Source organism: Vibrio tarriae, assembly GCF_002216685.1.
GTDB lineage: Bacteria > Pseudomonadota > Gammaproteobacteria > Enterobacterales > Vibrionaceae > Vibrio > Vibrio tarriae.
In genome coordinates this window covers 946893-966075 of sequence record NZ_CP022353.1, presented here as the reverse complement: position 1 = coordinate 966075, position 19183 = coordinate 946893, and the positions used below count along the sequence as shown (strand labels likewise).

General features: G+C 38.5%; 19 protein-coding genes. 3 read left to right on the top strand and 16 right to left on the bottom strand.

Annotated elements, in window-relative coordinates; translation table 11 throughout:
* Positions 1-33: 33 nt before the first annotated feature.
* The 11 genes from CEQ48_RS10100 to CEQ48_RS10045 form a co-directional block, all read right to left on the bottom strand.
* Positions 34-609 (bottom strand): hypothetical protein, encoded by a 576-nt coding sequence (locus tag CEQ48_RS10100; RefSeq protein ID WP_000045697.1) that lies wholly within the window; start codon positions 607-609, stop codon positions 34-36.
* A 10-nt stretch (positions 610-619) separates the two neighbouring features.
* Positions 620-1012 (bottom strand): hypothetical protein, encoded by a 393-nt coding sequence (locus tag CEQ48_RS10095; protein WP_232477883.1) that lies wholly within the window; start codon positions 1010-1012, stop codon positions 620-622.
* Positions 954-1556 carry a hypothetical protein gene (locus CEQ48_RS10090; protein WP_001246761.1) on the bottom strand — a complete coding sequence of 201 codons (603 nt, stop codon included), beginning with the start codon at positions 1554-1556 and terminating at the stop codon, positions 954-956. The genes CEQ48_RS10095 and CEQ48_RS10090 overlap by 59 nt, the downstream gene beginning before the upstream one ends.
* Positions 1557-1600: 44 nt before the next feature.
* Positions 1601-2326, bottom strand: a complete 726-nt coding sequence (locus tag CEQ48_RS10085) for a type III secretion system protein (RefSeq protein WP_089071149.1) — start codon at positions 2324-2326, stop codon at positions 1601-1603.
* 10 nt (positions 2327-2336) lie between these two features.
* Positions 2337-3386 carry a type III secretion system translocator protein VopB2 gene (gene vopB2 / locus CEQ48_RS10080; protein ID WP_000858304.1) on the bottom strand — a complete coding sequence of 350 codons (1050 nt, stop codon included), beginning with the start codon at positions 3384-3386 and terminating at the stop codon, positions 2337-2339.
* A 356-nt stretch (positions 3387-3742) separates the two neighbouring features.
* Positions 3743-4912, bottom strand: a complete 1170-nt coding sequence (locus CEQ48_RS10070) for a molecular chaperone (RefSeq protein WP_089071148.1) — start codon at positions 4910-4912, stop codon at positions 3743-3745.
* An 8-nt stretch (positions 4913-4920) separates the two neighbouring features.
* Complete coding sequence (locus CEQ48_RS10065) at positions 4921-5409, bottom strand: hypothetical protein (protein ID WP_001001656.1); 489 nt, start codon at positions 5407-5409, stop codon at positions 4921-4923.
* Positions 5410-5438: 29 nt separating this feature from the next.
* Positions 5439-5897, bottom strand: coding sequence for a hypothetical protein (locus CEQ48_RS10060; RefSeq protein ID WP_000830401.1), 459 nt, complete (start codon positions 5895-5897; stop codon positions 5439-5441).
* 1 nt (position 5898) lies between these two features.
* Complete coding sequence (locus CEQ48_RS10055) at positions 5899-6432, bottom strand: type III secretion protein (protein WP_000734971.1); 534 nt, start codon at positions 6430-6432, stop codon at positions 5899-5901.
* A 1-nt stretch (position 6433) separates the two neighbouring features.
* On the bottom strand, positions 6434-6691 hold the full coding sequence (locus CEQ48_RS10050) for a hypothetical protein (RefSeq protein ID WP_000459889.1): 258 nt from the start codon (positions 6689-6691) through the stop codon (positions 6434-6436).
* Positions 6692-6832: 141 nt separating this feature from the next.
* Positions 6833-7483 carry a hypothetical protein gene (locus CEQ48_RS10045; RefSeq protein ID WP_198301255.1) on the bottom strand — a complete coding sequence of 217 codons (651 nt, stop codon included), beginning with the start codon at positions 7481-7483 and terminating at the stop codon, positions 6833-6835.
* A gap of 289 nt (positions 7484-7772) precedes the next feature.
* On the opposite strand from CEQ48_RS10045, the gene CEQ48_RS10040 reads away from it, so the two are divergent.
* Positions 7773-9365, top strand: coding sequence for a WH2 domain-containing protein (locus CEQ48_RS10040; RefSeq protein WP_019829894.1), 1593 nt, complete (start codon positions 7773-7775; stop codon positions 9363-9365).
* Between the two features lie 205 nt (positions 9366-9570).
* On the opposite strand, the gene tnpA is transcribed toward CEQ48_RS10040, so the two are convergent.
* From tnpA to CEQ48_RS10020, 3 genes are all read right to left on the bottom strand, one after another.
* On the bottom strand, positions 9571-10008 hold the full coding sequence (tnpA, locus tag CEQ48_RS10035) for an IS200/IS605-like element IS1004 family transposase (RefSeq protein ID WP_000503164.1): 438 nt from the start codon (positions 10006-10008) through the stop codon (positions 9571-9573).
* Between the two features lie 145 nt (positions 10009-10153).
* Positions 10154-10357: a hypothetical protein gene (locus CEQ48_RS10025; protein WP_017686341.1), complete on the bottom strand. Its 204-nt coding sequence runs from the start codon at positions 10355-10357 to the stop codon at positions 10154-10156.
* The gene (locus CEQ48_RS10020) at positions 10344-11177 is read right to left on the bottom strand and encodes a hypothetical protein (RefSeq protein WP_089071145.1); all 834 of its coding nucleotides are present in this window, start codon (positions 11175-11177) and stop codon (positions 10344-10346) included. Before CEQ48_RS10020 ends, CEQ48_RS10025 begins: the two co-directional genes overlap by 14 nt.
* A 239-nt stretch (positions 11178-11416) precedes the next feature.
* On the opposite strand from CEQ48_RS10020, the gene CEQ48_RS10015 reads away from it, so the two are divergent.
* Both CEQ48_RS10015 and CEQ48_RS10010 read left to right on the top strand, forming a co-directional pair.
* Entirely contained in the window at positions 11417-12229 is an 813-nt protein-coding gene (locus CEQ48_RS10015) for a substrate-binding domain-containing protein (RefSeq protein WP_089071144.1), read from the top strand.
* A gap of 103 nt (positions 12230-12332) precedes the next feature.
* A complete protein-coding gene (locus CEQ48_RS10010) occupies positions 12333-13607 on the top strand; it encodes a hypothetical protein (protein ID WP_089071143.1) in 1275 nt (424 codons plus the stop codon).
* A gap of 131 nt (positions 13608-13738) precedes the next feature.
* Here the strand turns inward: CEQ48_RS10010 and CEQ48_RS10005 are convergent, their stop codons facing one another.
* Positions 13739-14452: a hypothetical protein gene (locus CEQ48_RS10005; RefSeq protein WP_089071142.1), complete on the bottom strand. Its 714-nt coding sequence runs from the start codon at positions 14450-14452 to the stop codon at positions 13739-13741.
* 60 nt (positions 14453-14512) lie between these two features.
* On the bottom strand, positions 14513-19036 hold the full coding sequence (locus CEQ48_RS10000) for an SslE/AcfD family lipoprotein zinc metalloprotease (protein ID WP_089071141.1): 4524 nt from the start codon (positions 19034-19036) through the stop codon (positions 14513-14515).
* Positions 19037-19183: the final 147 nt, after the last annotated feature.

Genomic DNA, 19183 nt, shown 5'->3' with positions numbered 1-19183 from the left:
GAAATTGCTCTATGTCATTTAATCTCATTGTCTTCACTTAGGGTAAACCAAAACAACATCATCTGTTGTTAGTGACGCAATTTCGGTTGTATCTAATACGGTATCAAAAAGATTTAATGATGTTTTAAAGCGTAATGTGCCAGGCAACTTATTTTTTCGATACGATAATCCTCCCCTATCTATATGACTTTTATCCAAATCTACTAAGATTACAAAATTATTATTACCAGCTGTTAATATTGCTTTAGTTAAAAGTGGTTGATTAGAAAAATCCAAGCATCCGACTGTCACTCTCTCAAATGAGATACCATATTTTAGTAAATGCTGAGAGATAAGATAAGCAAGATATTTCTCATCCAAATGACTGAATTCGATACCTGTTATACGTTCTATCTCTGACGCATAAACGTAGAATGTTATATCTAAGTCCAGACTGTGCAATTTACATTGAATCAAAGTTTCATCTTTGAGGTCACGTACAATACCTCCACAAAAAGACAAGCTAACGATCCCATTATCAAATGATGCGCCGGCAACAAGATTAACTTTGTTAAAAGTTTCATTAGTCAAAGAATAAGCAGGTTGTATAGAAAATAATGACTTACTCATAACAACTCCTTTAACGATTTCTAGATAAGATAGCTAATACATCGCGACTCATTAAAAAGTCCTTTTCGTCTACCCAAGCCAAAATTCCTTGCGGAGTTTTACACACAAAGTCGTAAAGCAATTGATAAACTTGCATTGAACTCATCGATTGAAATTCTGGGCTCTGAACAAGATTCAATATAAACGTAATCTTATGAAATTCATTTTCCAGAATTCCATCAACAATAATTGCTTTTACAAGGTCTTCCGAGTAACCACGAAGTAAACTAAACCATTCAATGACGGCTGTTTTATCAATATATTGTTGGGTATCGGATAAACCATTCCAGCTAATTCGATTCGATTTACTCTTCAGGATCTGATAGGGATCCAGCGTCGTCTGTTTCAGATTGAAATGCTTCATCGTCGTATGAACCATAACCTAGTTTGTCTCGATTCTTTTTCTCACGCTTATCAAAGCGTCGACACAAAACCAACATGGAAATCAACCCTTCTAAATAGTGCTCATAAGCAACCAATTGTTGTACTGCTTCACTATCAGGCTGATTTTCAGTCTGTCCCGTGTCAATGTTTACCGTATTTAAAAATTCTTTAATCTGTTTACGAACAGACTTCGGGTACAAATGCTGGCTCTGATTAGCAGCTTGTAATATCCATAGCTGAGCATCATTCAGTGACTCAGCATCCACTTGACTTGCAAAACTGTACCAATCACGCATTGCACGTAGTTGATAACTGTTCAGCAACTTAGCAAATTGACGCTGTTGCTGAGGCGTCATCGGCGTTTTGCGAATTCGGAAAATCCGATGTCTTTTTTTCTCCTGTTTTTCCGATTCTTTAACATCGCGAACACGCTTAGTTTGCTCTTCTTCACGAATATTTTTAGGGCTTGAAACATCAGATACGCGTTCGGCCCTCAATGGCATAACAAAAGAAACATTGCGCATAAGAAAAATAGAGCGGGTTTCTAACCCGCTCCTCCTTTAAGCTATTAACGGTTAGTAACCAGACTTGCCCGTTGCATTGCATCCAGAATTTCATTCAACTTAACAGCAGCTTGAGTTAAGTCTTGCAAGTAACCATCAAGCATTGCATCCACTTTTTCCTTCAGTTGCTTGCTTGCAGTACCTTCTTCCTGATGCTTCACTTCTTCAGCATTTCGCATGTCATTGATGTTACCCACCATGGAGTTGGCCATGGTGCCAGTTTGCGCAACTGTGTTGTACTTAGCTGTACGGCTTTGTTGCAACTGAGCGCTAAACTTATTGATGTCTTTAGCTGATAGATCAGCAACACGCATGTTTGAATCACCAGACATTGAAGACAAGTGTTTATCTTTCAATGTTTTGGTTTGCCCCATACGCACAGAAGATGCTGATGTGATCGCCATACTGACCACACTCGCCGCCAAGGTAATACCAAATTTCACTAGTGCGTCATGCTTACGATCCGCCGCGAGATGCACAGCAAGATCTGTGGTTGCTTTAGCCTCAGTGATTTTATTGCTCATCACTTGAGAACGAAGCTCTTTAGAGGCTTTAATGATCTCTGCAAGTAGAGCCAGCAGCTCAGACATACTCACACCACCTTCAGAAATCTTTTCAACAGACTTCTCAAAGCCCTTCCACTGATTGGTATCAATAGAGACACCAGCAGAAGAAGACTCTGAAACAATAGGTTGCGCTAGATTTACAGAATTAACAGCATTAATTGGCATAGTTATCTCCTTACATATGAATTGAAGTCATGGTTTTGCTAAAGCTACGGTAGTCTTCGTTTGTTTTAATCAGAGACTCAAACGAATGAGCAACGGAGCGCATTGCTTGATCGAGCATTTTTAGTACTTGCTCAATTCGTGTTTGCAACTCATCTTGCTTAGCTTGATTGACTTCCATTTGTTTGGAGATATCGGCAGTTTTAATACCATAACCTGTGCTGACTACTGAGGTTACGTTAGAGCCCACTGAAGAAGCTTGGCCAATACGTGCAGCCGTCATTTGGCCACCTTTGGCAAACTCTTGAATCTTATCTAACAGCGGTTGCGCTGTTTTACGAACCTTCTCAGCTAAGCTTCCCGCTTTTGATGAAATGGCAGTAAATGACTTCAGCGTTTTTGCAGCATCGACACCGCGCTTCACCAACGTAGCTGCTTTAGCAGCACCACCTGCAATTGCTTTACCAGCAGAAGAGGCAATACCAGCTGGGTTAAAACTGAGCAGCATAGTGCCAAGGCCAATCGCAATATCTAACCCCATTTTGACCATACCACGCGTTTTTTCATCAACGCCTGCCGCTTTCATAATTTCGTCAGCAATTTTCGGGATAACGAGGCTTGCAACCATGCCACCGATCATGATGGCTGCCATGACTGGGTTAAAAGGAGCCATAATAATCGCGGCAATAAAGCCCAAGGCCATGGCAATTTTGCCAAGAATGCCTTGTGTTTGTTGTGCTTTTTTCTGCTCTTCGAGTTGAGAAGCACGCTCGTTCAGCATGGCGATTTGTGAGTCTTTTTGTAACTCAATCAAACCTTTTTTGGTTGCTACTTTTTCTTGGCCAGCACCAGAAACAGATTCTGCAACTTGCTTCATGCTTTCACGAATAGTACGCCAAAGGTCATTTAACGATAGCGAACTGCCTGGCAATGGTTGACCAGGTACAACAGAACCCTCTTCAGCTTGTTGCTGAGGTTGGTTCTGCTTTTGTTCGATCTCTTTATTAGCTTGACCCCACAGAGATTCTTGGTTCTCTGCGATATTCACTAATGATGTTTTCATGATCTTTACCTATTAACGATTAATGATTACCGAATATTCCTAGCGAAATAGAACAACATTTAACTCACCCTCGCTAGAGTCATCTTGTAACGTTGAACAAGATGTGGCGCACTTCGGCAGATGCGCGAATTCTTTACTTTTACTAACTGGGTTACTAATTCCACGGCGTCGATATAATACGTCTAAAGTAAGGCATTGTTGATTTAAAGATCTCAATACCTCATAAAACTTCTCTTTTTGCGCTTCCAATCTTATTCCTTATCAACATCCCTATATTTCAAAGAAATCAAATTACTCTCAACTTCTCTCATAAAAATACCATAACAGATCATGAAAAAAGTTGATTTTTCCTGAAACTAAATGTTTCTCGCAATCGCAACACGTTCATCACGCAAAATCTGAAACCAATATTTCAGAGTTTGCATGATCATTTTTACGTTGTCACCAATACGGTTTATATCTTTTATATCCTCATCAGAAAGAATTCGAGACGGGAAATTGTTATATATATTCACTAAGTCATTAATATTCAATCCATTACCAATCCAATCTAATTGACCACCATGACCACCATCATCACCAGCACCTTCAACTTGTATTTGCCACTTAGGATTAGTATTTATCCATTCACTTATAGTGTTTTTTTTGATAATGCTCTGCATAAGACTTTCTATTCTTGATATATCACGAGAAAGTATGGATTCCATATCACTTCTAGATATATCGGGCTTTTCTTTCAATAAATCCGAAGCAATCATTAATGTTAGAAGAGGGCTAAGCTGTGTAGCTTTACTCGTATTATTCTGTTGTGCTTTATTATAAATTAGCCAGCCTTCACCATCATGGTACTTATCCTTTATTTGTGAAAACAATTTATTTCTACCCTCCTCAGAGTCTAGCTTTGATGTTGATAACAGTTTTGAGAGAAGAGTGCCATCTAATATTTTAACATTTTCCAACAAACTAGTTAATAAATACTCTGCACCTTTAGCTATATTTTCAGAATTGTTCCATGGTGGTTCATGTAAACCATGACTAGCGCTACCAACACTCTCCAGCAAATGCTGAATACAACTAGTAACATCAGGCTTATTTATCCACTCAGAAAGACCGTATTGTTCAGAATTAACCATTACTTCCAATAAAATAAGTTGTAAAGTATCTTCTAATTCAATTCCAATAATTCCATCCTTTGAAATACTATCAAGCATTCCACTAATCATAGATGAAAACATGGATTTTCCACCTTCAGTCCAACCATTAAGGATATCTAACTCTAAAGCAGCATCATTAATTGAGCCTAAAAGAGCGTTACTGATATCGGTTTCTGTATTCCTCGGAGATACTGCTTTTACTGCTTCTTTTTGTTTTTCAAGTACAAAACTTAAGTTACTATCTTTACTAAGAGAATTTAGTTCATTTTCAGCTGTATCAATATCCGATGTAGACACTGAGCTCAAACTTAAAGATGGATTGTTTAATATGCTTTCTCTTTTTAAGAGAGAACCATGGATACTTACATTCATATCTGCTCCTATTTCAAATAAGGATTAAGTTGCTTACGTAAGAATTCGTAACGCTTTTGGTTAAATTCATTAAGCTTTTCAGCTTTGATAATAATAAACACAGCCGCAGCCTCGAGGTATTGCTTTAACTTATAGTGACACAATGCCATATTGACTAAGGTTTCATCAAAATCTGCTGTTGGATAGGTTTTCACAATATTGAGCATATCCAATGCCTTCTGAAACTGTGCTTGTTCTAGATAAATAGAGGCCAAGCTAGCAGGTCCACGATGATCGAAAGGACAAAGCCCTGTATACGCAAGATAAATAATCTCTGCCTCTTTCAGCTGATATTTTTGGTATAGTGAATCAGCTAAATCAAGCAACTCTTTAAGAATCTCAATTGTGATTTTTTTCTCTTTTTTGATTTTATTGATATGCTCTTCAATCACTTTTCCTTCGAGCAATTCAAAAAAATCTTCAGATAACTTATGTGTCTCGACCTCAAACTCGTTCATTTGATTACTCTCTTATAATGTTTATCTACTTAATCGTTGTTAAGCTGATTAAATAAAAGTGTCAACCGAGGAACACTGGCGACCTTGACTGAGAATTCAGGCATTGCCTTTCTCAAACGAATTGACCAAATAATCGCTTTCCTACGATCGATAGTGGCAAGCAGTGCTAAACCATATTCAAGGTCATGCGCTTCTTGGGTAACTCTTTGTATACCTATCGCATCAGAATACAGACATAGCTTTTGCCCTAACTCACGGCGAAGCGTTAGCCAATCAGAACTTATTTCAGCTTGTTTGCTTTTTTGATATCGCACCACTTTACCTAAACGGAGTAAGCGCTTTTTAATATGTCGACTTGATTGTTTAAAATAACACTCGATCTCCGTTTGAGTTAATCCTGTGAGTACCTCAAACTGCTCGGCCGTTAAACGCTCTTTGGCTAAGCAATGGTGCTTAAGTTTAAAGTACCATTTTTCAGATCTTTTCAACTTACACCGCCTGTACAAAATAGCTAATGGTTAGCTTATCCTCTTCGTTTAAGACCCCTTTCAAAAAACGTTCGATATTACTTTTGTTCTCAGCAGAAATCTCACTCAGACTCAAAATTAATACCGAAATCCTTTTGGCTTTTTCTCCTGTAACTACAACGCTAACTCGCAATATGTTAGGCATAATGCTGAGCTTGTTGTAGATCTCTCTACTTTGTAAGAAATTACTTTTCACCATCTCAAGTTTACTTAAGCTAGCAAACTTCGACTCAAGCAAGTCATTGAGATCTTCTCGCTCAAAGTAAAAGTTGTAGTACGCCAATAGCTCACGAGCTTTCATTTCTTGAGCATCATCAACTAATACACCATACCCATCTTTTAGTTGGGTCAGCTTAGCGTTGACCTGATTTTTATTCAGCAGCACGATCACTTTGTTAGAGAGATCTGCCGATTCAAACTTTGCTACCTGAGTCATCCCAGATTCGCTACAACCTGAGACGATCAGAGCAAAAATCAAAAGCAATAGTTTTTTCATTTTATTGTGCCTTCATCACCTCATTGATTGCGTTAGCCGCTTTGGCCGCTATCTTACTAACCGTCTCTTGATATATTGAGTAATGGAATACTTCTTGTTGTAGACGTAAAGCATCTACTGCCGACATACCACCACCACTAGATTCAATAGAATCAATAGTGGCGAGTATTTGCTCAAAACTTTCACCAACACTGTTGTATGTTTTCTCCATTACTGACGGTTGTGTTACATCAATACCTTGGATACCTAGATCAAACATCTTTGCCCTCATCTGTCTGGTTTTGAATAGGCGCACATTACTTCAACTTTCCTCACCTCTCTAATGAGAAAAGGTGAATCAAACTGAATGTCGTCTGATTCACCTTTTTGCTAATTTGCCTGTAACACTGAGGCAGAACGATTAACTTTTCACCTTAAATGCAGACTCTAACGCATAGTTAATCAGCTTACTCTCCTTGTGCTCACCCGTAATTGTAATCGCGTAGCTGCTGTAGAACTTATTACGAACTTTAACCAGCTCTTGAGCGATATTGCTGGCGTATAGGTAATCGCTCTGTGATTTCGTTGCTTTATTTAACCAAGATTTAATGCCCGTCGCTTTTTGGTCTCGATTTAAAACGAGCACAATCTCTTGCTTGTCACGATTAACAGCAATCGCAGCTTGTAGCGTTGAGCCTTTAATTGAGATCACGCCTTCATCACAATACGCAGATTGGGAGCCTAATCTTGCTAAGATGTGAGTCCCAATCTCATTAGGGGTTGGTGAAAATGCCGCTGGAGTTGTACGAATATTGACATGCGATAGCTGTTTTGAGACATCGCGCCGTCCATAAATGCTGGCTTTTTCGATCAATCGGTATTCGCGCTCGTACTGTTGCTGCTCCAAGCGATGCACATTGTAGGATTTGCTCGACTTTAGAAAGCTAAAGTTGAACCGTTTAGAGGTATGTTCTATAGCGCGAATTTCTAAGTTAGGTTTTGTCGTTTCTGCTGTGGGTTGTAGCCCGACATTACTATGCTCAATGTTATTTATTTTCATCATGTTGCTCATATCACTTTTAATCTACTTTAATTTTGAGGCTTCTATAGATCGCCTCTCCTTTGTTGACATTGATTTTAGCTGCAACACGATAAAAAGCTTCATGAAAGATCGTGAAAGTCAAATGCATTTTATCCGAAAGTGATCCGACCATCCTCGCTATCTTTCGACATTTTTCACAAGGGCCATTTCTTACAAAAATCCAACATCATGATTTTTCTCTCCTATATCACAAAAAGTATGGTGCTTTTGAGAAAATCAGCGAGCTAGACTACTCCTGTAACTAAACAGAGGAGTCTCTATGTTTAAAATTAGCGTATCCCAACAAGCGAACGTCATGTCTACCAGTGACACGGCACAACGCTCATCTCTTAAAATCTCAATCAAGTCTATTTGCAATAAGTCTCTCAGTAAGAAGCTTCACACTCTTGCTGAGAAATGCCGCCGCTTTAGCCAAGAGCTTAAAGAGCACACAGCAAGCAAAAAGCAGATTGTTGAACAAGCAACAACTACTGTTCGTGATTCTTCATTAACAAAAAGTGACAGTGAACTTGGCTCATCACGCTCATTGCTTACCAGTGACGTGCTTTCATCAAGTTCATCTCATGAGGATTTGACTGCCGTCAATTTGGAAGATAATGACTCTGTTTTTGTCACTATCGAATCCAGTTCTGAGTTAATCGTAAAACAAGATGGCTCAATTCCACCTGCGCCACCACTGCCAGGGAATATCCCACCAGCACCACCACTTCCTAGCGCTGGTAATATTCCTGCGGCTCCAGGACTACCTAAACAAAAAGCCACAACGGAGTCTGTAGCGCAGACTAGCGATAATCGTTCCAAGTTAATGGAAGAAATTCGCCAAGGTGTAAAATTAAGAGCAACCCCGAAATCATCTTCGACCGAAAAAAGCGCATCAGATCCCCATTCAAAGTTGATGAAGGAACTCATTAATCATGGAGCTCAACTAAAAAAAGTAAGCACATCAGATATTCCTGTGCCACCGCCACTGCCTGCAGCATTTGCTAGCAAACCTACTGATGGCCGTAGTGCACTATTATCTGAGATTGCTGGGTTCTCTAAAGATCGACTACGTAAAGCGGGTTCATCAGAAACGGTGAATGTATCTCAACCAACAGTAGCAGAATCATCGATGCCTGAAGCATACGATCTACTGCTATCTGACGAGATGTTCAACCTAAGCCCTAAACTCAGTGAAGCGGAATTAAATACTCTTGCAGACTCACTAGCAGACTATCTATTTAAAGCTGCTGATATCGATTGGATGCAAGTCATCGCGGAACAGACTAAGGGATCAACACAAGCAACTTCACTGAAAAGTCAACTTGAACAAGCACCAGAATATGTCAAGGCTTTTTGTGATGAAATCTTGAAGTTCCCAGACTGTTACAAATCCGCTGACGTAGCATCTCCAGAATCCCCCAAAGCTGGACCAAGCTCTGTTATTGATGTCGCGCTCAAACGTCTACAGGCTGGTCGTAACCGCCTATTTAGCACTATTGATGCAAAAGGCACCAATGAGTTGAAAAAAGGTGAAGCGATTCTGGAAAGCGCAATTAATGCTGCACGCTCTGTAATGACTGCTGAACAAAAGTCTGCATTGCTCTCAAGCAATGTAAAATCAGCAACTTTCAAAGTGTTTAGTGAATTGCCTTGTATGGAAGGTTTTGCAGAACAAAACGGCAAAGCGGCATTTAATGCTCTGCGTCTTGCTTTTTATAGTTCAATTCAAAGTGGTGATACCGCGCAGCAAGATATTGCTCGTTTCATGAAGGAAAACTTAGCCATGGGATTTTCTGGATATAGCTACTTAGGTTTGACAAGCCGTGTTGCACAACTAGAAGCTCAATTGGCAGCACTTACTACAAAATAGGAGCATACCCAAACAACTTGGAGTTGTAGATAGGCGGCAAGGAAGTGAATCCCCATGAGCATAGACAAACTATGTGATTGGGGTGAACGAGTCTAGCCAACACCGCTGCAGCTTCAAGTAGGAAGGGAAAAACACAAAAAATAAAAATCCGCCTTCTTAGAAGGCGGTTTTAATATAAGCCCCCTAAAAGGGGGCCACGACGCTGTTAGTCTCTCAATAACTCTAACTGCTGCTCTTGCTCAAGCTCTTTTTTGTCTTGATGCCGTACATACCGTCTAATGATTTCTTCATTTACACCTACCGTATCCACAAAATAGCCTCGCGCCCAAAAATGATTTCCCCATAACTTTTTCCTGATATGTGGAAACTTGTTGAATAGCCTAATTGCACTCCTACCCTTTAAAACTCCCATCAACGTCGAAATCGATACTTTGGGCGGAATTATCGCAACTAAGTGGACATGATCTGGCTGAACATTGAGTTCCAAAACTTCACAATCTTTCATATTACAAAGAATGTAGATCGAACGATTTAGCTCTTTGGCTACATTACCTTTTAAGATCTTAAAACGAAATTTTGGTGTCCAAACGATATGATATTTGCAACGCCAATAGACGTGTGATGAACTTCTGTAGTCGCCCATGTTATTTGAATCCTCTTACTTATGGTGAATAAGAGTTTGTCTTCTAACATGGGCGCATTTTCGGGCAAAAGCCCCTAGGGACAATCACCACCGCTAAAAGCGGTGGTTTAGGGATGACAATAAAAAGCCCCAAAAGGGGCTTTTTTTAATGTGTTACCGTGTATGAATTAGAAATTTTAGATTGAAACCAAAATGCATAAGCTCTTTCATATTGTTTTTGGGCCGCATCTAATTTTTCTAGCTTTTGGTTAATAACGCTTATATCCCTATCCATTTCAATAGAATCTTTGACTTCCTGCCGAATTCTTTTCACTCGATTTTTAAGTCTTTTAAGATCATTGTGCAACATCTACATATTTCCCTGAATAACAATATGGACCTTGTTGTTCACGTAGTTCTAAAACCCTTACCGTTCTAAAACTACCTGTATTAATTTTTCCAATTAACTTAGCATCGATAGGAACATACTCGTATTGGTCATTATCATTTTTAACTTTAACAAAGTTATCTGGTTTTATATCAAAAGGCATGAATCCCATAGACTCTAATTTCAAGAGTATTGACAGTGGTATTTGATCCCATCTACTCAATGGCTCACAACCAGGAATTTTCCTGAAGAAAATTGCCTTTATAAACTTGCCATCAAAAAGGTCATCTTCTATATGCACTATTTTATAGTTTGAAAAGGCTGCGTACCTACCAGAATAAAATCTCTTATCTTGATAAAGTTCGTTTAGTCGGAGATCAGCAGCAAAGCATTTGGACCATGAGCTGTCATTTTTTAAAATTTTCAGACCGAACCCTGTATCATCATCGATATAGACAATTCTATGTGTACCTTCAAATTTACTTATCCTTCCTGAAGACACGCCCTCTTCCAACAATGATAGACAACAAGGAATTGCATGTTCAGAAATGGTTGAATCTAAGACGTTTTTTTGGGGTTTTCCATTATTAATATTCGATAAAATATTATTAATTTTTTCTTTTTTTATACCATTTCTCCCACGACAGAGGTATCTTTCCATCATGGAAATCAATTTTTTATTTTTATCTTCATCTAATTGTTGTGTTATTGATTTTATATCTTTAGCAAAAATGTCAATCGTGCTTGTAGTAACACTCATACCCAAAGTATATCTTAATGGTATACTAGATATTATCGGCATACATTCTCACCTATAATGAAGTACATATTTTTACGCGTGTAATTGTACAGAACAACAACCTGACAAAAACTGAAATAACATGAATACAAAAGACGCCAAGGGTAATTTCAAAGAAAAAGATGCAGAAATGCTCGACGCAAAACTACAAAAATATTCACTTTTGTTATTCTATTATTTTGATCAAAACTAAGTGAAACTTCGCTCATCAGTGAGTTGAATATGTGCTATAGGAGTAGTCAATGAACGGTAAGCTATTAGCTCTTAGTTTGTTTTCTTTATCAGTAAGCCATTCGGTCATTTCTGCCGAAATAAATCTATATGGTGCTGGTGGCCCTCACCATGCATTAAATGAAATAGTACAAAAATTTAAAGAAAATGATCGGTTTAAAGACATCAAAATTAATATTAATCCAGGACCATATACAACTTGGGAAAGTTGTGCGAAAGGACTAGATAAAAGCTGCAATACAGGCCCTGCAGATATTCTATGGGGGACATCTGAAAACTATTATGCCGTCTTAGAAGATGAGTTCAAGAAGTACGGCTTTACGTCGAAACTTAGTAAATCTATCTATTTAAGACCTGCTGTCATTTTAGTTCAAAAGGGTAACCCTAAACATATACATGGAATTGAAGATTTAATTAACAATCCAGAAGTCAAAAGAATTGTAGTTAATAATCAGACACTTAAATCTGTAACGTCTGCTACTGCACTTTGGGAGGACATCGTTGGTAGGAAAGGTAAGCTTGAAGATGTTGAGAAGTTTCGTTCGAAAATTGTTTATCAAGCATCAGGCAGTGGCGCAGCTGCTAAAGCATTCCTAGGTAATCAACAACAAGAAAAAGCAGATGCGTGGATCACTTGGCCAGAATGGTATCATGCTAATACAGAAAAAGCTGACATGATTGAAATTGAACCAGATCGTGTAATATATCGTGATCTCAATGTTACTATAAAGCAAGGTGCATCAGAAGAAGCCACAGCTTTTTATGATTATCTGTCAAGCAAAGAAGCTTTTGATATTTTCCAAAAGTATAATATCGGAAAATAATATCTCCTAGTGATGTTGTATTTTTAACGTCGTCGCCCTATATCCGCTATTATGGACATAGCTAATTAAGGACATGGAAGTCGTTTTTTTATAGGATTTATCTATGCTAAAATCTGTACTCTCGCATCATAATCGTATTAATGGCTCTCACTCACAAAATGAAAATCCACAATCAGGTTTAATGATAAAAAACATCGAAAACCCAAAAGGGCCCTTTCTTTTACTTTCCTTTGAAAATCACTCCAGAGTATTAAAGAATATAAATCGAATTTGTACTGATGGACGATGTTTTGTTCCATACGCCATAACAGATGAAAGAAAAGTTATTTATTCAAATTATGGCGAGCATCTCGGCTTCAACCATAATGTTGATGGAGTAAGATTAAAGCCATACGATTGTCAGACTAGTTTATCTCGCCAAAAAGAATATCAGTCATTGCTTACTTCTCTAATACTCAAAGAGCCGTCTATCACAAAAGATGCTGTTGACAATGTATCCGCAGGCATTATCAATTTTATTCAATTAAAACATATCGAAAACGGTAGGGTCTTTTCAGATTTCATAAAAAAAACAATTGGCCACTATTTTTGGACGAATGGTCGTTCCAGTTTTGGTCGTATATCATTAGATAATGTAGAATCCATCGATTCGGAAGATGTCTTAAAAACTATTCTTCAGACTCTTAAAACTGGGACAATAGAACAAAAATTAGCCATACATGATGCTATAGGAAGAAAGGTATTACTATCTTATGAATGTGAGCAAAGAGAAAAATACCTTTCATTAGCAGAAACTGTTCGACAAGACTGGTTCGATGATCCTCAGACCAGAGGAAGAATACGTAAAAAATCTCCAGTCCTTCCTTGTGAAACTATTGGTTTATTACCCTCTGACTCACATCTAAATCAACCGGAAAAAGTACAGTCCAGACAACGCGCAATAGATATGTTCATACGTGATGAGAAAAGACTGAGTCATCCTCAAGCTAATGACTATTACGATGACTTAGATACAAGAAATTTGTTATTTGGTGCAGGTATATCCGGTACGACGGGAACCTTATTTCAGGCTGCAGAAGCATTCGGACAACTTCAAACTACAGAGTTAAAGAAACAATACTGTGCAGCTATCTTAGGGTATTTGGTTGGTGGAGGAATGCATAGCTATCATGAAGTTATGGCTGTGGCGGAAAAAGTTGGAATTCCATATAAACCAGGTTCCTTTATGGAGTCTTTACCAGAGTCAATATTTAACAATGATGAATTTAAAAATCTATCAACTGAATATTATGATGTTGCAGTCTTAGGAGCAACACATTGGCGTTTTAATGAGAGTTGTTTACCTTCACACTTAAATAGATCACTCAAAAAAAGTTAGTTTTCTACACTACTCCAAGATGTATTTAAAGAACTTAAAGAACTTAAAGAACTTAAAGAACTTAAAGAACTTCTTGGAGTAGCTAAAATACTCTTAATAGTAAATAGTCTTTTCTTTACAATTCGAGTATTTTATTTTTTACTACCATCAAATGGAATGAATTTTTGCATAGGTAAAATATCTTTAACAAAACCTATTCTATTGTTGAAAGCTTCTTTAAGCGCTGGTTTAAAATGACCACTATCATTAGTCCAATAGAGCATCTCCCCTCCTCCGACAACTGGATTATCATGATCAGGAAAAAATATTGTTCCCGCTAATAGTACAGGTTCTGTAGATAAGGACTTTCTTCTTTCCATCGATAATTTAGGATTGGTAGCTATACTGACCCCATCCTCTTTAAAAGCTAGTGATGAATGTCCATAATTAATTGCTCCAATAGCTCTATCTCTCAACTCTTTTCTCTCATATACAGTATTTTTTTCGAAACACAATACTCTCAGTGCTTCATCAGCTGATATGATAAAATCCACTTGTCCTTCTGGTATTTTTGGGGTTGATCCATCCATTGGATAGATCAAATACCCATCGTTTTGAATTTTTACTAATGTGCCTATTACATCTTTAGGTAATGGTAGTTGTGGAAATAGCTTGTTTGTTACTATTCCTGGACTATCATCAAACGCTTTTTTTTTCCTATTTAATAAAAATTTTAGTTCCTTTGTGTCTATAGATTTAGACACATTGGTAATCTTTTTTATATCCATTTTATTTAAATCTGAACATCCATATTGCAACTCATCCAAGCATCCCTTTAGTGTACTTACATACAAAAAATCTATCATAGAATTCACCTCTATTAATCTATTTAAAAGCCCAAGCTTTGGCTTGGGCTTTTAAGGTTATTATCTAATCGTAATTGTATTTATCGCTTCTGGTTGCAGTTTGGGCTTTTTCAATCCAAGTGTTTTCACTAGTTCTATACCTTGTTGAGTAATCCCTCCCTCATAACTTGGTTGAGAACTTCCTGGATAGACAAAGCTTTTTGACCCTGGATTCCATGCTTTAAAGAAGTCAGTCAAATCAGTTTGTGCAGCATAAGAAGCACATACCATAAGCTGATCACTCTTATTTAATCCTTGTAGGCGGCATACATTATTATTCTTGAGATCGAAAATTCCTTCACTTTCATTACGTGTTAATCGATGCATCAACTTGAACAAATTCCAACCTTTTACACCATCAACCTCAGAATAATAGCCTGGTAAATCATCTTGATACCAGTCACGAATATTAAACTCACTTTCTGCCCACTCTTTCAGTTGCGCGAACATAACTAAACGTTCGGCGGCTCCTCCAGCAGCCCAAGCATGGCCATGTTCAGCCTGAACAAACTCAGGTGCAACCCGAATATCCTGCTCAACTCGCGTCATTTTTCCGGTATGCAGATCTTGCATGTACAGAGCTAGCAAGTTATTGACTACCTCTGTCGCACCTTCTACTACAAATGGGGCTTCTGCGGCATTGTGGCCCACTTCATGCCATAACAACCAATCATTCAGTGGTGTAGTATTAATATTGTTACTGTCCAAATTATAACTGCTATTCATAACAGGGTAACCAGAATGCGCTGCACCAATACTGATTGCCACATCATTGACAAAATGATGGCGGCTATTTGGATTCTCCCCCCCTGTCACTTTGCGATTCGCTTGACCATTAAGACCTTCGTCTCTCGCATAGAAATCGTTGAGATCCGATGCGAACTGATCTAAATCTTTAGCAAACTGCTCCACCCCGCCTGGGTAGTTTTCTGCATGAAGATTCGCCTTAGGTGCCGTGTAAATAAAGGACTTACTTACAATATCCCCCACTGGGGCCGGCGAATTAATATCGTTCACCCAGCGATCACCCATATACAATGGGGCAGCCAGTGTTCCAGTAAAGGTCAACTGAACATTTTCAGAGTCACCACCTTGAGCATAAATTAAGCCACCATAAGGCACAGTGATTGTTTCACTTGTTGCACGATTGCCACCAATAACAAATGACTTGGTCATTCTTGGTGGACGTTTTAATCCAACTTCATGTTTTTCACGACCAGTCAAATCATCCGCTAATGCAACCGTAATGGTTACTGGGGCCTTCTCACCGCTCACACTTACCTTAAATGGAACATGAGCTTGTGCCCATTGTCCCGTTGCTTGACGGTTACCAGCAAACCAAGCTGTTACATTATTACGCATATCTAGAGTAATAGTGCCTCCTGAACTTGATGTTGATGATGCTACTCCCGGAAATTGTCGAGTATCAACTTTAATATCCAGATCCCAGAATGAACGACCAAGCATCAAACGAGTCAATGGTTTTTCCATATAGTTCAGTGGATAACTTGGATTCATATAGCCAGCAAACTCCCCCTCAGCATAAATCATATCCATTTGCTGAAGTTCGAGTTTCAACTCTTCTGGACAAGTCGTGTTTCCACCAGCTTTGTCGTCTGTATAGCAGTTAAGAAACTCTGTAAAACGCTTAAAACCTAGCTCATCATCTTTATTTTGATCATATGTGTATGACAGATCATTCCATAACCATACTGATAAATTCTGATAGATGCGATTCATATCCACGCTATTTAAACGAGTACCTTGCTTCCCTCGTGTTCTAAAATAGCGCTCATGTTGATACAAAGCTTCAATATTACTACCAATATTGGCCGCTTTGACCATCGATTTCGCTTCATGTTCACCTAATTTCATTTCGGTATAATTAGGAACATACATACCTCCACTAATAGGAATCTTGTTTCCTGGGCGATATTCTAGACAGTTGATTTCATAGTGATATTCACTATTCTTACATTCTTCATAAACTCGCTTACCAGAAGCATCTTTAAATGCATCTAAAATGCGATTTTTAGCAATTGTGAGAGCAGCATTATCAAGCTGACCATCTTTATAGAAGCTTGCTTCATCGATGAACGCTAATTGCTCTTTGCTATTTCCTTCCTCATCTACTTCTGTCCAACGAGCAACTTCTAGCTTGGGTTTATCATCGGGACGATTCTCAACAATATATTTCCACTCAACACTGCCATCTTCTTTAATGACATAGGGCAGTGTTGGCATTTCTCCACTACCACCATCTATCGCAGCATAACGCTCTAGTACCCAAATACCTTTTTGCCGTTGGCTACGGACTCGATCTGGGTAGCCTCCATTTGGACCATTACCATTTAACGCAACACTTTCCCCAATACCAAAAGCTATACCAGCAGCATCCAGCAAACGTGAAACTACACCAGAATCTTTTTGACCTTTGATTGTCTCCATCATCAAGACACTACCGCCTTGCTCCACATAGGTAATCAGATCTGAAATATCTTGTTGTGTGAGCTTAGGATCATCAAGATTTGCTTGCATTGGCAGATCATATGCCCCTAAGCCACCTTGCTCACCTAAATACCCATATGCATTTACAATAACTAGCGGAGTATCCTTAGGATCAAGGCTAGCAAAGGACTCTAAATACTGCGTGTTTTGAGCAAAACGTTTATCTATTTGGTAGCTTGCTTTGCTTCCTAATACCTGTCCTCCACGCTTAAAATAGACATCTGGAATATTGGTAGCTACATTGAATGTACCAGCACTTTTACCGGTCAGATACTTAAAGGCATTTTCAAAGAAATTAGCCATATCATCACTATCTGATGAAACATTGCACTGACCTTGGTTATTCACACTGCCATTCCAACTAAAGCCATTTGGGCAGACTAGCACGCTGTTATACCGTGCATTACCCATGACCATTACTTTTCCTTTACCTAATTCACCAATGCTGATGAAAGGAAGATTAAAGGTCGCATTTGAACCATCGACTTTGTCTGGAACAACTTTTGATGGCGCTTCAGTAATGTAAGCAAGACCGTTACCATCCCAAGCTTGTGGCTTACCAAAATCGAGCCAATAGTTTTTATCATTCCGTGCCATTAGGACAGGAAATGCGCGATTGGATATGTTTACTGCTGCTTGAGCACGAGCATTACCGGTACTTCCATAAAAGTTTGTACTATCATGGAAAATATGAAAGCGCTCTACTTTTTTCCAGCCCTCACTCTGTGCCTGTTGTGTAGCGCCCCATAAACGCTCAACATCCTTTTGAACGTTTTGAGCCTCTGAGTCAACCGCCTTTATTTGCTTGGGCTCAGAAAAATAATTCCAGAATGTGACGACTTTTTTGCCTAATTCTTTGTCAATCTCCGAGGCCAAACCTGATTCAAATTGCTTATCGAATTCAGCTTCAACCACTTGAGTATGACCATTACCTAGATCTAATTGAATATCTTCACTCGACAATGAAAGAGAAATTGCCTCGTTGATGACATTCGGATACTTTGCAAATACCTCTGTCACTTTATCTGTGATAGTGATCTCTTGGTCTGTTACCTCAGCAAAACGAATCACTAGATTTTCGATATTTTTGCTTTCATTACCAGTTCCCAGATCTTGTAATTTGATCTTATTTTTATTACCTCTAGTGCTCCCTAATTCAAAAGTATCAATACCGAAGTTAATCGTATCTCCCCATGAAAACTCTAATGAGCCATCTCCAATAAATTTGCCATCTTTATAGCCGGTCAAGCCTCGCCCTTTAGAAGTGAAGTAAGCGATTCCATTAACCGGACGCTCCTTGCTATCAACTAAGTATCCTGTTGTTAGAATAATTTCTTTAGGTTTGTACTCTAAATTTTGCTCTGCATTCGCAGAAACAAATGCTTGACTAAGATCATTAGACGCTCCAGGAGTTAAAGCTGGTTCAACATCTGGAGTGTGTGTTGATGGCTGTTTGTCTGTTTGGGCATCATTACTTAAACGTTCTTGGATCAACTTTTTAAAAGCATTATGCTCAAGATCAAGTTGATTATTTAAGTAGTTTTTAAAAATAAGACGATTTGCCGTATCCGTTAAGCTAAGATCGAGATCATTTCCATGAATAGTCCCCATTTCTTTAATCAAAGTCTGGATATTTTCAATACGAGTTGAGCTAGATTTATACTCTTCAGCCTCAATTAGTTTCAGATATTCTAGAGTACGACTTGGTTGTCCTGTTGCATTAGAATCGAACGGGGAATAAAAGGTAGCAACTGGTGTACCGTCAGCTTTAAGAACACAAGTCACATGATCGGATTGGGAAACAGTAAAATTCTCTGATGGCTCTCCATTACATAATATTGAAGAGTTGACGAATTTTAGATGACCATCAAGTGTTAGCCCTGCATTTACCATTACCTCAGGCGGCAATGGTAGCTCAGGCAGCTGAGGAACTTCTGGCACACCAGGCACTATAACATTATTTGGAATATTCACGCTATCGTGATTACAGCCTAATAATGAACTTGCAATCAAGGTTGATAGAAAAGTCTTTTTCATTTTTATATTCACCTAAAAATAAAATATATAACTGCCCCATTTTTAATCAATTTTGCTCGGGATAAATCCAGCATAACTCGGTATGCTTGTCGAGGATAACAATATAAGAAAACCAAATACATAGAAACAAAAGGAAGCAATTTGAAA

What these genes read in the sequence shown, in the direction of transcription:
- CEQ48_RS10090 (WP_001246761.1), bottom strand. Translation starts at nt 1,556, where the DNA reads ATGCGCAATGTTTCTTTTGTTATGCCATTGAGGGCCGAACGCGTATCT.
- CEQ48_RS10100 (WP_000045697.1), bottom strand. Translation starts at nt 609, where the DNA reads ATGAGTAAGTCATTATTTTCTATACAACCTGCTTATTCTTTGACTAAT.
- CEQ48_RS10065 (WP_001001656.1), bottom strand. Translation starts at nt 5,409, where the DNA reads ATGAACGAGTTTGAGGTCGAGACACATAAGTTATCTGAAGATTTTTTT.
- CEQ48_RS10040 (WP_019829894.1), top strand. Translation starts at nt 7,773, where the DNA reads ATGTTTAAAATTAGCGTATCCCAACAAGCGAACGTCATGTCTACCAGT.
- CEQ48_RS10055 (WP_000734971.1), bottom strand. Translation starts at nt 6,432, where the DNA reads ATGAAAAAACTATTGCTTTTGATTTTTGCTCTGATCGTCTCAGGTTGT.
- CEQ48_RS10050 (WP_000459889.1), bottom strand. Translation starts at nt 6,691, where the DNA reads ATGTTTGATCTAGGTATCCAAGGTATTGATGTAACACAACCGTCAGTA.
- CEQ48_RS10085 (WP_089071149.1), bottom strand. Translation starts at nt 2,326, where the DNA reads ATGCCAATTAATGCTGTTAATTCTGTAAATCTAGCGCAACCTATTGTT.
- CEQ48_RS10010 (WP_089071143.1), top strand. Translation starts at nt 12,333, where the DNA reads ATGCTAAAATCTGTACTCTCGCATCATAATCGTATTAATGGCTCTCAC.
- CEQ48_RS10005 (WP_089071142.1), bottom strand. Translation starts at nt 14,452, where the DNA reads ATGATAGATTTTTTGTATGTAAGTACACTAAAGGGATGCTTGGATGAG.
- CEQ48_RS10025 (WP_017686341.1), bottom strand. Translation starts at nt 10,357, where the DNA reads ATGTTGCACAATGATCTTAAAAGACTTAAAAATCGAGTGAAAAGAATT.
- tnpA (WP_000503164.1), bottom strand. Translation starts at nt 10,008, where the DNA reads ATGGGCGACTACAGAAGTTCATCACACGTCTATTGGCGTTGCAAATAT.
- vopB2 (WP_000858304.1), bottom strand. Translation starts at nt 3,386, where the DNA reads ATGAAAACATCATTAGTGAATATCGCAGAGAACCAAGAATCTCTGTGG.
- CEQ48_RS10000 (WP_089071141.1), bottom strand. Translation starts at nt 19,036, where the DNA reads ATGAAAAAGACTTTTCTATCAACCTTGATTGCAAGTTCATTATTAGGC.
- CEQ48_RS10045 (WP_198301255.1), bottom strand. Translation starts at nt 7,483, where the DNA reads ATGAGCAACATGATGAAAATAAATAACATTGAGCATAGTAATGTCGGG.
- CEQ48_RS10015 (WP_089071144.1), top strand. Translation starts at nt 11,417, where the DNA reads ATGAACGGTAAGCTATTAGCTCTTAGTTTGTTTTCTTTATCAGTAAGC.
- CEQ48_RS10095 (WP_232477883.1), bottom strand. Translation starts at nt 1,012, where the DNA reads ATGAAGCATTTCAATCTGAAACAGACGACGCTGGATCCCTATCAGATC.
- CEQ48_RS10020 (WP_089071145.1), bottom strand. Translation starts at nt 11,177, where the DNA reads ATGCCGATAATATCTAGTATACCATTAAGATATACTTTGGGTATGAGT.
- CEQ48_RS10070 (WP_089071148.1), bottom strand. Translation starts at nt 4,912, where the DNA reads ATGAATGTAAGTATCCATGGTTCTCTCTTAAAAAGAGAAAGCATATTA.